This window comes from Acrocarpospora pleiomorpha, assembly GCF_009687885.1.
Taxonomy (GTDB): domain Bacteria; phylum Actinomycetota; class Actinomycetes; order Streptosporangiales; family Streptosporangiaceae; genus Acrocarpospora; species Acrocarpospora pleiomorpha.
In genome coordinates this window covers 127,974-140,245 of sequence record NZ_BLAF01000015.1, presented here as the reverse complement: position 1 = coordinate 140,245, position 12,272 = coordinate 127,974, and the positions used below count along the sequence as shown (strand labels likewise).

Here is a 12,272-nt window from a genome sequence, read left to right as displayed (position 1 = left end):
TCAGGCCAACCGAGAGGCAAAGTAGAACAGATTCTATTCCGTGTCCATAGCCGGGCCGTGTTCCACGGGCATTACATGTGGATAAATCGTGAAATACGTGCGTGTAGGTGGTGGCTTGTGACCGGTGAGTAACCAGTCGGGACGGAGGGAAATCAGATAACGTGTTCTTATGCGCTCTTCGCGGGTGATCACGGACGTGGCCGAGGTAGGCCCCGTCGTCGATCCTGTGCCCAGACAGGTCTCCGCCCACGGCACCGCCGCCCCCGGTGTCCGTACCCGGAGCCAGCATCAGCGGCGCAAGCGGATCGTGCAGGCGGCCGCGGCGCTGGCGTCCCGCGGCGGGGTCGAGGCGATGCAGATGCGTACGGTGGCCGAACGCGCGGGTGTCGCGCTCGGCACGCTTTATCGGTATTTCCCATCCAAGATGGATCTGGTGGTCGCTGTCGTCGGCGAGGAGCTCGATCTGCTGGAGTCGAGCATCGAGCGGCGGCCTCCGCAGGCGGCGACCCCGGCGGGACGGGCGGTCGACGTGCTGATGCGCGCCACCCGAGGGCTGATGCGCGAGCCCGAACTGGCGGACGCGCTGATCCGATCTTTGATCATGGCCGAGGTGGACACCCCGTTCGGCGATCGTATGACCGGGCTGCTGCTGCGGGTCGCGGCCGACGGGCTCACCCCCGAGCGCGCCACCGAGGAGCAGTTCGCGCTGGCCGGGTCGCTGTCCAGCGTGTGGGTGCACGAGCTGCTGGAGATGCTGCGCAGCCGCAGGACGTACGAGCAGATCCAGCGGCGTATCGAGATCGCGGCGGACCGGCTGCTGGCGGACTTCTAGACTTTCGGTCCAAAGTAGAACGGGTTACATTCCCTCCAGAGTGATGTTCTGGAGGTCTGCATGGGCATGCCGGTGATCGTCGACGCGATCCGGACACCGATCGGCAAACGCAACGGCTGGCTGGCCGGGGTGAAACCGCAGGCGCTGCTCGCGGCGACGCTCAACGGCCTGATCGAGAGGTCCGGGGTCGATCCCCTGTCGGTGGGGCAGGTGTTCGCCGGGTGCGTGACCCAGGCCGGTGAGCAGGGCGGGCATGTGGGGCGGCATGCGTGGCTCTATGCGGGGTTGCCGTACCAGACCGGGGTGACCACCGTCGACGCGCAGTGCGGCTCGTCGCAGCAGGCCGTGCATCTGGTGGCCGCGCTCATCCAGGCCGGGGTGATCGATGTGGGCATCGCCTGCGGCGTCGAGGTGATGAGCCGCCAGCCCCTCGGCAGCAACGTGCTCCCCGCCAACCCTCGCCCCGACGACTGGCGAATCGACCTGCCCGACCAGTTCACCGCCGCCGAACGCATCGCCAGACGCCGCGGCATCACCCGCGACCGGCTCGACGCCTTCGGCGCCCGCTCCCAGCAGCTGGCCGCCAAAGCCTGGGCCGACGGCCGCTTCGACCGCGAGGTGTTCCCGATCACCACCGAAGACGGAACCGTCACCAGAGACCAGGGACTGCGCGAAACCACCGTCGACGGTCTCGCCCGCCTCAAACCCATCCTCGGCGAGGAGGCCCTGCACACCGCGGGCACCTCCTCGCAGATCTCGGACGGCGCCTCGGCCGTCCTGCTCATGAGCGAGGAAGCCGCCGCCCGCCAGTCGCTGCGGCCCCGAGCCCGCATCCTCGCTCAGGCCCTCGTCGGTTCCGAGCCGTACTACCACCTCGACGGGCCCGTGGACGCCACCGCCAAGGTCCTCGCGCAGACCGGCATGGCCATCCCCGATCTGGATCTCATCGAGATCAATGAGGCTTTCGCCTCGGTCGTCCTCTCCTGGATCACCGTGCACCGCCCTGACCTCGACCGCGTCAACCCCAACGGCGGCGCCATCGCCCTGGGCCACCCTGTCGGCGCCACCGGCGCTCGCCTCATCACCACCGCCCTCCACGCTCTGGAACACTCCGACACCAGCACCGCCCTCGTCACCATGTGCGCCGGCGGCGCCCTCTCCACCGCCACCATCCTCGAACGCATCTGACCGATGGGCCATGATGGGGAGTCGATAGACTCGGCGTACCAAGCGCTTGATTCGCTTGCGTAGGGCTTATTCGGGGGGCGGCTCGGCCGTGAACCCTGGGAGTGGACGGCTAGCGTGAGTGAGAGCGGCGTCAGGTCACGGCGGCGGGCGTACATCGAGCAGCGGCCGATGGATGTCGGCGGGGGCGTGTGGAGCGTGCCGGTGCCGATTCCAGGCAATCCGCTCGGTTACACGCTGGTGTACGCGGTCGAGTCGCCGGGCGGGCCGGTGTTGATCGACGCGGGATGGAATCACCCGGATGCCTGGCTGGCTCTGACCGAGGGGCTGGCCAGCGTGGGCATGGATGTCGCGGACGTGCGCGGTGTGGTGGTGACGCATTACCACCCGGATCATTCAGGCTTGGCCGGTCAGGTTCGCGAAAGCTCCGGCGCCTGGATCGCCATGCACGAAGCCGACATCGCCTTAGTGCGGCTGTTCCGTGACGTCGTCAAGGATGGGAACCACAAGAACTTCCAGGCCGACATGTTGCGCCGTGCCGGAGCCGACAGCCACGAGGTGGCCGAGGGCGTGGCGAACCGCCCCGAACCTCCCGCGCTCCCCGACCTGTCCCTGACCGACGGCGACCTGATCGACCTCCCCGGCCGCCGCCTGCGTACCATCTGGACGCCCGGCCACTCCCCCGGCCACATCTGCCTGCACCTCGAAGACGCCGACCGCCTCTTCACCGGCGACCACGTCCTCCCCGACATCACCCCCCATATCGGCATATATCCCTATGACCGCAACGACATCGACCCGCTCAGCGACTTCATGACGTCGCTGCTGCGCGTCACCGAGCTCGGCCCGATCGAAGCGCTCCCCGCCCACGAGATCCGGTTCCCCGACGTCTCCGCCCGGGCCGCCGAGATCCACACCCACCACGAGGAGAAGCTCCAGCGCCTGCGGACCCTCCTGGCCGAAACCCCGGAACCCCTCACCATCTGGGAGGTCGCCGCCCGGATGACCTGGAACCGCCCCTGGGACCAGCTTCCGCCGATGCTGCGCGGCATGGCCGCCGGAGAGGCCGCCGCCCACCTGCGCACTCTCGAAGCCCGCGATGTGATCGAACGCACAGCAGATGAGCCGGTCCGGTTCGTCATACACTCATAGACATCGGATGTCTATGGGTGGGGTGCGTAGCGTGGCGGTTACCGACGCGGCGATCGACAGAATCAAAGATATGATCATCACGGGCGAGCTGGCTCCCGGAGACCGGCTCCCCAAGGAGGCCGACCTGGCCGAACGGCTGGGCCTGTCCCGCAACTCCCTCCGCGAGGCCGTCCGCGCCCTCGCCCTGATCAACGTCCTGGACGTACGGCAAGGCGACGGCACCTACGTCACCAGCCTGGAACCCCGCCTCCTCCTCGACGCCCTCTCCTTCGTCGTCGACTTCCACCGCGACGACACCGTCCTGCAGTTCTTCCAGGTCCGCCGCATCCTCGAGCCCGCCGCCACCGCCATGGCCGCCACCACGATGTCCGACGCCGACATCGCGGAACTCCGCAAGATCCTCGACGCCCTCCCCGCCAACCCCAGCATCGAGCAACTGGTCGCCAACGACCTGGAGTTCCATCAGCGCATCGCCGAGGGCTCCGGCAACGCCGTCCTCTGCTCCCTCATCGAAAGCCTCTCAGGACCCACCACCCGGGCCCGGGTCTGGCGCGGCCTGACCCAGGAGAACGCCCCCAGCAAGACCCTCGACCAGCACTACGCCATCTACGAGGCCATCGCCGCCCGCCAGCCGGAGATAGCCCAGGCCTGGGCCACCGTCCACATCGCCGGCGTCGAGGAATGGCTCCGCCAAGCCCTCTGACGGACTCCCAGCCGGCGTTGAGCTTGCCGGGGTAGAAGCGGGGATATGGACCCCACGAGCAAGGTTCTGGTCGTCGACGACGAGCCGAACATCTGCGCGCTGCTGTCGCAGACCCTGCGGCTGACCGGTTTCGAGGTGTGCGCCGCGGGGACGGGCGGGGCGGCCCTGGTCTCGGCCGAGCGGTTCCGGCCCGACCTCATCGTGCTCGACGTCATGCTGCCCGACCTCGACGGCTTCGAGGTGGCGCGGCGGCTGACCGACCGGGTGCCGGTGCTGTTCCTCACCGCCCGCGACACGGTCGAGGACCGGGTCAAAGGGCTGCTGATCGGCGCGGACGACTATGTGACCAAGCCGTTCAGCCTGGAGGAGGTGGTGCTACGGATCCGCGCGATCCTGCGGCGGGCGCGAGCCGTACCGGCTCGGGGGAATCAGGCGCTGCGCTACGCGGACCTGGAGCTGGATCCGGGCGCGCACGAGGTGCGGCGCGGCGGCGTGCCGGTGGACCTGTCGCCGACCGAGTTCAACCTGCTCGAATACCTGCTGGCGAACGCGGGCCAGGTGCTGAGCAAGGCGCAGATCCTGGACAACGTGTGGCACTACGACTTCGACGGCGACGCGAGCATCGTGGAGTCGTATGTCTACTACCTGCGCAAGAAGATCGACCGGTGGGAGCCGCCGCTGATCCACACGGTCCGCGGCGTCGGCTACACGCTGAGGCTCCCCCGATGAGAAAGCCCGGCTTGTGGACGTTGCGCACCCGGCTGGTGGTGGCGATCCTCGCGCTGACCGCGGTCGGGCTGGTGCTGGCCGACGTCGTGGGCGCCGCGCTGCTCCGCGGCTACCTGATCGACCGGCTGGACCAGCAGCTGACCTCGAACGCGACCGCCCTCGCGCGCGTGTCGACGGCGTTCGACTTCACCAGCCTCCAGCTGCCGACCGAGGTGATCGCCAAACGGCTGGCCGTCGACAATCGTTTCTACGTGTACGCGCCCGACGGTTCCCTGGCGTACCTGATGAGTCCGGAAGCCGACGATCCCCAGCTGCCGCCCTTCGCCGAACTGGCGGCCCGCGGCGGCCAGGAGTTCGACGTCCCCTCGGACTCCGGGCCGTGGCGGGTGGCCGTCCAGCCCGCTCTGAACGGCGGTGTCGCGGTGGTCGCCGGTTCGCTCCGCCCGATCCTGGACACCGAGTCGAAGCTGAACGTCATCCAGGTTCTGGTCACCGCGGCGGTGCTGCTCCTGCTCGGCGCGGCCGGTGCCGCCGTGGTACGGCTCGGCCTGCGCCCGCTCACCCGCATGGAGCTCGCGTCGTCGCGGATCGCCAGCGGCGACTTCGCCCACCGGGCGCCCGGGCCCGACCCGCACACCGAGCCGGGCCGCCTCGCCCTCGCGATGAACGTCATGCTCGACCGGGTCGAGCGGGAGATCGCCGCGCGAAGCGCGTCCGAGGTGCGGCTGCGCCAGTTCCTCGCGGACGCCTCGCACGAGCTGCGCACCCCGCTGACGTCAGTCCGAGGGTTCGCCGAGCTGTACCGGCACGGCGGCTCGCCGCCCGGCCCCGAACTGGACGAGACGATGCGGCGGATCGAGGAGGAGGCCACCCGGATGGGTGTGCTGGTCCAGGACCTGCTGACGCTGGCCGCGCTCGACCAGGAGCGCCCGCTGGACCGGCGGCCGGTGGACCTGCTGGAGATCGCGGCCGACACGATCAGGGATGCCCGGGCCAGGGTTCCGGAGCGCAAGATCCGGCTCATGCCGTACGGGACGGGTCCGCTCATGCCGGTGATCGTGCCCGGTGACGACGCCCGGCTCCGTCAGGTGCTGACCAACCTGGTGAGCAATGCCCTGACCCACACGCCCGCCGAGGCCGAGATCACGGTCCGGGTCGGGGTCTCCTCGGCGCAGGGAGTGGTCGAGGTGGCCGACACCGGCCCCGGGATCCCAGCCGAGGACGCTCCGTATATCTTCGAGCGGCTCTACCGGGCGAGCCGGAGCCGGTCGCGCTCGGACGGCGGCGCCGGGCTTGGCCTGGCGATCGTGGCCGCCATCGTCCGGGCGCACGGCGGCCGGGTGGAGCTCGGCGACGAGCCCGGCGGCGCGAGGTTCCGGATCCTGCTGCCACGTTGAGGTGGCTCCGAGCCTGCTCCGAGGAAGCCTCGCCAGCATCCAGGCATGAGAATTCACCTCGCCATCGGCCTCCTGATCGGCGTGCTCGCCGGGTGCGGCCAGACGGCCGCTGACACCGGCGTCGCGTCCCTCAAGGACAGTGCCACTCCGAGCGCCAGCTCGTCCCCGTCGGCCTCGGCCGATCCTCGCGCGTTCGCGCAGTGCATGCGGAACAACGGCGTGGACATGCCCGACCCCGGCCCGAACGGCGCCTTCGACGGGTTGCTCAAGAGCGACGCCGCCCGCCAGCCCAAGTTCCAGCAGGCGCTGGAGGCCTGCCGATCGCTCGCGCCCGTGGGCGACATAGATCCGAAGGACCCGGAAGTCCAGGAGGCGATGCGCCAGTTCGCGCAGTGCATGCGCGCGAACGGCGTGGACATGCCGGACCCCGACCCGGCGTCCGGGCGAATCGCCGCGGAAGGGCTCAACCGGAGCGACCCCAAGGTGCTGAAGGCCTTCGACGCCTGTCAAGACAAGCTCTCCCCCCTGACCGGAGGAAAGTGATGATCGATCAGGAGGTCGCGGTCGAGGCTCCGGCTCGGCACCGGCGGCGCGGCCGGACCGCGCTCGCCGTCGGCGGCGCCACCACGGTGCTCGCCGCCGCGGTCGTGGCCGCCGTCGGGGTCGGCGGCGGGGACGAACCCGCGCTCACCCGTACGCCCCCGGCCACCGCCAGGGTCGAGCGGACCACGCTCAAGGCGACCGAGACCGTCGCCGGGTCCCTCGGCTACGGCAACCCCACGACCGTACGCGCCGCCGGGCAGGGCACGATCACCTGGCTGCCCGCGGAGGGCAAGACGATCAAGCGGGGTGGGGCCGTCTACAGCGTGGACAACGACAAGGTGCCGCTGCTATACGGCACGCTGCCCCTCTACCGCACGCTGTCCAGCGGCGTGACGGGCCGCGACGTCGAGGAACTGGAGCAGAACCTCAAAGCCCTCGGATACGACGGATTCACCGTGGACCGGACGTTCACGTCGGCCACGGCGAACGCGGTCGAGGAGTGGCAGGACAACCTCGGCGTCCCCGTCACCGGCCGGGTCAGCCCCGGCGACGTCGTGCTCGCGCGGGCCGCCATCCGGGTGGCCGACGTGACGGCCGCGCCCGGCTCCCCCACCGGCGGGCCCGTCCTCGCGTACACGGGGACCCGGCAGCAGGTCGACGTGGACCTGGACGTGGCCGACGCCGGCCTGGTTCGTAAGGGCGTCGCGGCCACGGTCGAACTGCCCGGCGGTGCGACCGTCCAGGGGAAGGTGACCAGCGTCGGAAAGGTCGCCACGACCAGCACCGGCCAGAACCCGGTCACCACGATCCGCGTGGTCGTCCAGCCGGCCAAGCGACTGTCCGCGTACGACAAGGCGCCCGTGGACGTGACGATCGTGTCCAGGACCCGGGCGGACGTGCTCGCGGTCCCCGTGAACGCGCTGGTCGCGCTGGCCGAGGGCGGCTATGCCGTACAGGCGGTGGACGGCTCTTACCTGCCGGTCGAGACGGGGTTGTTCGCCGGCGGCCAGGTCGAGGTCACCGGGGTCGCCGAAGGCGCCGCCGTGGTGGTGCCGCGATGATCGAGCTGGCGAACGTGAGCAAGCGCTACAACGGCCAAGTGACCGCGCTGCGCGGGGCGTCCCTGACGATCGGGGCGGGCGAGCTGGCCGCGATCGTGGGTCCTTCCGGCTCCGGCAAGTCGACGCTGTTGCACCTCATCGGCACTCTGGACCGCCCGTCCGGCGGGACCGTGCGGATCGCCGGGCACGACGTGGCCGCGCTGACCGATCGCGAGCTGTCGGCGCTGCGGGCCCGCGTGATCGGGTTCGTCTTCCAGCAGTTCCACCTGGCCGCGGGCGTTCCGGTGCTGGACAACGTGGCGGACGGGCTGCTGTACGCGGGGGTGCCGCTGGGCGCGCGGCAACGGCGGGCCGAGCTCGCGCTGCGGCAGGTGGGCCTCGGGCACCGCCTCGGCCACCGGCCGCACCAGCTGTCCGGCGGCGAGCGGCAGCGGGTGGCGATCGCCCGCGCCGTCGTCGGAAACCCGGCGGTCGTGCTGGCCGACGAGCCCACGGGCAACCTCGACTCCGCCTCGGGAGCCGCGGTGATGGCCCTGCTCAGGGAGCTCAACGCGGGCGGCACCACGGTCCTGGTCATCACCCACGACCGCGACCTCGCCACCGCGCTCCCCCGCCAGATCGAGCTCCTGGACGGCCGGGTCGTCCGGGACTCCGCTCTGGAGGTGGCCACGTGGTGACCTATCGGCCCGCGCGGATGAGCCCGCGGGACGTGGCGCGGGTGGGCGGAGCGGGGCTGCGGTCGCGCCCGCTGCGCGTCTTCCTGTCAGCTTTGGGCATCGCCATCGGGATCGCGGCCATGCTGTCCGTGGTCGGCATCTCGGCGTCCAGCCAGGAGGACCTCAACCGCCGGCTGGCCGCCCTCGGCACCAACCTGCTGACGGTCGCACCCGGGCAGACCCTGTTCGGCGACCACTCGCACCTGCCCGCCGACGCCGAACCGATGATCGCCCGGATCGGGCCGGTGACGGCGGTGACCGCGATCGGGACCACGCCCGCCAAGGTGTACCGGAACGACCGGATCCCGGTGGCGGAGAGCGGCAGCATCGCGGTCACCGCGGCCCGGCTGGACCTGCTCGGCAAGGTGAGCGCGACGGTCGCGGCCGGCGGCTGGCTGAACGCGGCGACCGAACGTTACCCGGCCGTGGTCCTCGGCGCGACGGCAGCCGACCGGCTCGGCGTCTACCAGCCCGGCCCCGCGCAGCGGGTGTGGCTGGGCGGGGAATGGTTCACGGTCGTCGGGGTGCTGGCTCCCGCGCCGCTCGCGCCCGAGCTGGACACCGCCGCGCTGGTCGGCTGGCCCGTCGCCGAGGAGCGGCTCGGCTTCGACGGATATCCCACGACGGTGTACACCCGGGCCGAGGAGTCCCAGGTCGTGGCCGTGCAAGGGGTGCTGGCCGGGACCGCGAACCCGGAGAACCCGCAGGAGGTCAAGGTCTCGCGGCCCTCGGACGCGCTGGCCGCCAAGCAGGCCACCGACGCGACGCTCAACGCGCTGCTGCTCGGCCTCGGCGGGGTGGCGCTGCTGGTCGGCGGGGTCGGGGTGGCCAACACGATGGTCATCTCGGTCCTGGAGCGGCGGGCGGAGATCGGCCTGCGCCGGTCGCTCGGGGCCACCCGGGGGCAGATCCGGCTGCAGTTCCTGGCCGAGTCACTGCTGCTTTCGCTGCTCGGCGGCGTCGGCGGGGTGCTGCTCGGCATCGGGGTAACCGGGGCGTACGCGAGCTATCAGAGCTGGCCTGCCATCGTGCCCGCCTGGGCGATGATCGGCGGCGTGGTGGCGACGCTGGTCATCGGCGGGCTCGCCGGTTTCTACCCCGCCGTACGGGCCGCCCGGATGCCTCCCACGGAGGCCCTTGCGACTCCCTAGGTTCGCTGGAGTAGGAGGGTGACAAAACCGAGGACCCCCCGGTAGCCGTGGAGCCACGCGTCGCGGTGGTCGAGGGCCGCTGAGCGGGCGTCGGCGGCGTCCGGGCCAGGGTGTTCGTTGGCCCAGCGGAGGAGGGATCCCGTCCAGGACCACTCGTAGTCATCCCATTCGGACAGGTCGCTGGTGTACGCGTAGACCGTGTCGAATCCGGCGGATTCGGCGGCGGCGACGGTGCCGGGCAGGTCCAGGTACTCCGACGGGTCGGCGCCCAGGCGGGTGAGCGCCTCCGGCGTCGGTTCGCGTTCCCAGAAGCCCTCGCCGACCAGCGCGAGCCCGTTCGGGCGCAGGTAGCGGCGGACGTGCTCGACGGTCGGGACGAGACCGCCGAACGCGTGCGTCGCGCCGACGCAGAGCACCAGGTCGTACTGCTCGGCCACCGGGAAGTCGGCGGCCGGCTTGTTGTGCAGGCGGATCCGCTCCCAGACGCCCTGCATTTCGGCCATACGCTCGGCCGCCTTGAGCCCTTCGGCGGAGATGTCCACGCCGTCGGCGGTCGCGTCGTGGTACATCGCCAGCGCCCGCAGCGCCCAGGCCCCCTCGCCACAGCCGAGGTCGAGAATCCTCGCCCCTTCGGACAATCGGGCCCGGCGGAGCAGCCGGGTCACCTGCGCGCCGGAGACCGGCGCGGCGATGGGATGGTCACGATGAGCGAGATGGCTGATGAGCTGGCGATCCATGGGGTCCAACTCTGTCGTATCTCCCGCAGAGCACACCACCCATTTGGAACGCACAACAGAATCCCGCTGCCGCTTCGGCGCCGGTGCGGCGAGAACCGATCGGATAAAGGTCACCGTGCCTGGGCTTGCCACCCGGCAGGCAGGTCGCCTCTACCCGATCCCGACCGAGATCGGGTAAGGGTCGCCGTACCCTGGGTTCGCCACCCGCCAGGCAAGGCCACCCCTACCCGATCCCGACCGAGATCGGGTACCTGGGTTGGTATCAGGCCACTGCGGGCGGATGTTGCGGTAGCGGGTTTGTTGTGGTTTATCCCCAGGTGGTGCCTGCCGGTTCCTTGATGGCGGTGTTGATGCGGTTGAAGAAGTTGGCGGTGGCGATCCAGAGGATCAGGGCCGCGCGCTGCGGCTCGTCGTAGTGGTCGCATACGCGCTCCCACAGCTCGTCCGGCACGGCCTCGCCGGTGCGGTCGCTGAGCCGGGTCATCGTCTCGGCCAGTTCGAGGGCCGTACGCTCCGCTTCCGAGAAGTACGGCGCCTCCCGCCAGGCCGCCACCGCCCACAGCCGCTCGTCGCTCATTCCCGCCTTCCTCGCGGACATCCCGCCCGCGTACACACAGGCGCTGCAGCCGTTGATCTGGCTGGCCCGCAGGTGCACCAGCTCCAGGGTCTCCTCCGGCACTCCTCCCTTGGACTTGGCCTTGATGAGCCCCTGGATGGCCGTCAGCGCGCCAGGGAGGGCCATCGCCGGGTTGCTCATTCGTGCTTCCATAATTCCTCCAGGTCACACCGGGTTGTTTTGGTTCGTCATCGGTATGACGGGACAGAACTGGAGGATGTGACCGATGGATGAGAACGAGTTTCTGGCGGACCGGTTCGAGGCTCACCGCGGGCGGCTCAAGGCGGTGGCCTACCGGATGCTCGGTTCGCTGAGCGAGGCCGACGACGCCGTGCAGGAGGCCTGGCTCCGGCTCAGCCGTACCGACGCCGGCCAGGTGGAAAACCTGGCCGGCTGGCTGACCACGGTGACCGGGCGGGTCTGCCTGGACATGCTCCGATCTCGTGCCTCCCGTCGTGAGGATCCCCTGGAGGAGCACCTGCCGGACCCGGTCGTCAGCCCCGCCGGCGGAATCGAGCCCGAGCATGAGGCGCTGCTAGCCGACTCGGTGGGGCTGGCGCTGCTGGTCGTCCTGGAGTCCTTGACGCCCGCGGAGCGGCTGGCGTTCGTCCTGCACGACATGTTCGCGGTGCCCTTCGAGGAGATCGCCCCCATGGTGGGACGGACCCCCGCCGCCGCACGCCAGCTCGCCAGCCGGGCCCGGCGACGGGTCCAGCGCACGGCACCCGCTCCCGACCTCGACCTGACCCGCCAGCGCCAGGTCGTGGACGCCTTCCTGGCCGCCTCACGCGGCGGCGACTTCGACGCCCTCGTGGCCGTCCTGGACCCAGATGTGCTCCTGCGGGTCGACACGCCAGGCGGCCTGCGGGTCGTTCGAGGCGCGACGGACGTGGCCGGCCAGTCGCTCCTCTTCTCACGCTCCACCAGCACCACACAACTCGCCTACGCCGCGCTACCCGCCCTGGTAAACGGCACCGCCGGAGTCATCGGCACCCTCGACGGCCGCCCATTTTCGGTCATGAGCTTCACCATCCTCGAGGGCGGAATCGTGGGCATCGACATCCTCGCCGACCCCACCCGCGTGGCCCACCTCGACCTGACCGCACTGGGAATCTAAACGCTGTCCTGTCATTTGAATGCCACACCTGGGCGCCCGTGACGGGCGAGGTACACGTTCAACTCGACTCAGATACCAGCGCGTTTTGGGTAGCAGGGCTGAAGGAGTTCTCCCATCGTGAGACCGAGGGTGATCAGCGGGTTGCTGAAATCGTCGCGGGCCCAGCGGGTGCCTTCAGCGATATCGGTGAAGTTGAGCAGTCGCGGCGCGCCGATCGCGTGGCTGCGCATGACCGCCAGGATCAAGGGTGCTGAGGCGCGTGCGCACTCCGCATCGGTCCTTTCTGAACGTCACGTCTCGGACGTGATGGTCTGGGTTCTGGTTCTCCCACCC

General features: G+C 70.3%; 14 protein-coding genes. 11 read left to right on the top strand and 3 right to left on the bottom strand.

Features of this window, described 5'->3' with window-relative positions; translation table 11 throughout:
* Nucleotides 1-169: 169 nt before the first annotated feature.
* The 10 genes from Aple_RS15540 to Aple_RS15495 all read left to right on the top strand — a co-directional run bounded on the left by Aple_RS15540 (nucleotide 170) and on the right by Aple_RS15495 (nucleotide 9,469).
* Complete coding sequence (locus Aple_RS15540; protein ID WP_246264493.1) at nucleotides 170-832, top strand: TetR family transcriptional regulator; 663 nt, start codon at nucleotides 170-172, stop codon at nucleotides 830-832.
* Between the two features lie 60 nt (nucleotides 833-892).
* On the top strand, nucleotides 893-2,020 hold the full coding sequence (locus Aple_RS15535; RefSeq protein ID WP_155345290.1) for a steroid 3-ketoacyl-CoA thiolase: 1,128 nt from the start codon (nucleotides 893-895) through the stop codon (nucleotides 2,018-2,020).
* Between the two features lie 114 nt (nucleotides 2,021-2,134).
* Nucleotides 2,135-3,169, top strand: coding sequence for an MBL fold metallo-hydrolase (locus Aple_RS15530; protein ID WP_308805506.1), 1,035 nt, complete (start codon nucleotides 2,135-2,137; stop codon nucleotides 3,167-3,169).
* Between the two features lie 7 nt (nucleotides 3,170-3,176).
* On the top strand, nucleotides 3,177-3,872 hold the full coding sequence (locus tag Aple_RS15525) for a FadR/GntR family transcriptional regulator (protein ID WP_308805505.1): 696 nt from the start codon (nucleotides 3,177-3,179) through the stop codon (nucleotides 3,870-3,872).
* Nucleotides 3,873-3,917: 45 nt separating this feature from the next.
* Entirely contained in the window at nucleotides 3,918-4,601 is a 684-nt protein-coding gene (locus Aple_RS15520) for a response regulator transcription factor (RefSeq protein WP_155345288.1), read from the top strand.
* Complete coding sequence (locus Aple_RS15515) at nucleotides 4,598-5,998, top strand: sensor histidine kinase (RefSeq protein WP_155345287.1); 1,401 nt, start codon at nucleotides 4,598-4,600, stop codon at nucleotides 5,996-5,998. The genes Aple_RS15520 and Aple_RS15515 overlap by 4 nt, the downstream gene beginning before the upstream one ends.
* A 45-nt stretch (nucleotides 5,999-6,043) precedes the next feature.
* On the top strand, nucleotides 6,044-6,541 hold the full coding sequence (locus tag Aple_RS15510) for a hypothetical protein (RefSeq protein ID WP_155345286.1): 498 nt from the start codon (nucleotides 6,044-6,046) through the stop codon (nucleotides 6,539-6,541).
* Nucleotides 6,541-7,602 carry a peptidoglycan-binding protein gene (locus Aple_RS15505; protein ID WP_155345285.1) on the top strand — a complete coding sequence of 354 codons (1,062 nt, stop codon included), beginning with the start codon at nucleotides 6,541-6,543 and terminating at the stop codon, nucleotides 7,600-7,602. The genes Aple_RS15510 and Aple_RS15505 overlap by 1 nt, the downstream gene beginning before the upstream one ends.
* Nucleotides 7,599-8,279, top strand: a complete 681-nt coding sequence (locus tag Aple_RS15500; RefSeq protein WP_155345284.1) for an ABC transporter ATP-binding protein — start codon at nucleotides 7,599-7,601, stop codon at nucleotides 8,277-8,279. Before Aple_RS15505 ends, Aple_RS15500 begins: the two co-directional genes overlap by 4 nt.
* Before the next feature lie 17 nt (nucleotides 8,280-8,296).
* Nucleotides 8,297-9,469 carry an ABC transporter permease gene (locus tag Aple_RS15495; RefSeq protein ID WP_155345342.1) on the top strand — a complete coding sequence of 391 codons (1,173 nt, stop codon included), beginning with the start codon at nucleotides 8,297-8,299 and terminating at the stop codon, nucleotides 9,467-9,469.
* Here Aple_RS15495 and Aple_RS15490 read toward each other — a convergent pair.
* Nucleotides 9,466-10,206, bottom strand: coding sequence for an SAM-dependent methyltransferase (locus tag Aple_RS15490; RefSeq protein ID WP_155345283.1), 741 nt, complete (start codon nucleotides 10,204-10,206; stop codon nucleotides 9,466-9,468). The two genes, Aple_RS15495 and Aple_RS15490, sit on opposite strands and share 4 nt — an antisense overlap.
* Nucleotides 10,207-10,513: 307 nt before the next feature.
* A complete protein-coding gene (locus Aple_RS15485) occupies nucleotides 10,514-10,963 on the bottom strand; it encodes a carboxymuconolactone decarboxylase family protein (RefSeq protein WP_246264491.1) in 450 nt (149 codons plus the stop codon).
* 85 nt (nucleotides 10,964-11,048) lie between these two features.
* On the opposite strand from Aple_RS15485, the gene Aple_RS15480 reads away from it, so the two are divergent.
* On the top strand, nucleotides 11,049-11,939 hold the full coding sequence (locus Aple_RS15480; RefSeq protein ID WP_155345281.1) for a sigma-70 family RNA polymerase sigma factor: 891 nt from the start codon (nucleotides 11,049-11,051) through the stop codon (nucleotides 11,937-11,939).
* A 68-nt stretch (nucleotides 11,940-12,007) separates the two neighbouring features.
* Here Aple_RS15480 and Aple_RS15475 read toward each other — a convergent pair whose 3' ends face one another.
* Nucleotides 12,008-12,169, bottom strand: coding sequence for a hypothetical protein (locus tag Aple_RS15475; RefSeq protein ID WP_170321479.1), 162 nt, complete (start codon nucleotides 12,167-12,169; stop codon nucleotides 12,008-12,010).
* Nucleotides 12,170-12,272 lie beyond the last annotated feature (103 nt).